The organism is Mycobacterium asiaticum (assembly GCF_001668675.1).
Classification (GTDB): Bacteria; Actinomycetota; Actinomycetes; order Mycobacteriales; family Mycobacteriaceae; genus Mycobacterium; species Mycobacterium asiaticum_D.
In genome coordinates this window covers 1-685 of the sequence record NZ_LZKQ01000121.1, presented here as the reverse complement: position 1 = coordinate 685, position 685 = coordinate 1, and the positions used below count along the sequence as shown (strand labels likewise).

Here is a 685-nt window from a genome sequence, read left to right as displayed (position 1 = left end):
GCATGAGCGGGGTGCGGTGCGCGCCGTCTCTCAGGGGCATGTGCGTCGTTGCCCGGCTTGTAGCGACATTGTCGGTGTGCACGATCCACAGCCGAATTGTGGTGACTGGCGGGATGTGGACGCGAATGCGACGTTCAACGCATGAGCGTGCTGCTACGAGGAACCGAGCTTCGCTATGTGCTTACCTACCAGTTGGTGTTGCACGGGCCCGCGACTATTCCGGAACTCATCGCCGCCCTCAAGTGGCATGGCTTCACCGTCAACGGTCGGGCCTCGAAGGCCATTTCTGATGCGCTGCGTTGGGAGATGGGAAGGGGCCGGGTTGACCGCATCAGGCGTGGCAAGTATGCAGCGTTGGAGTTTCCCCGCGGCACTGAACACCGAATGCACCAGCGAGTTCTGGCATTGCGTGCGAAGTCGAGGGCTGCGAGTGGACGCGAAGATCCGCTGCAATGGTTCGACTGATTGTCGCTCCAAGCCGGGCAGCGACGCACATGCTCCGGGGAGACCGTGGAGGAGGTGGGCGTTCGGCGGGTTGGATGTGAGGACGTGGTGGCAGGCGCGCGGCTGCGGTTGCGGTGGCGGTGGGTTGCCGTCGCCGGTCTCCGGCACCGACAATGTCGCTGCAAGCCGGGCAACGACGCACATCCTCCTGAGAGCCGGCGCCACCGCGCCCCGCTCATGC

General features: G+C 64.7%; 1 protein-coding gene. It reads left to right on the top strand.

From position 1 onward, the window contains the following. Window positions 1–141 precede the first annotated feature (141 nt). Window positions 142–465, top strand: a complete 324-nt coding sequence (locus A9X01_RS10675; RefSeq protein WP_065120539.1) for a hypothetical protein — start codon at window positions 142–144, stop codon at window positions 463–465. The last annotated feature ends 220 nt before the right edge of the window (window positions 466–685 follow it).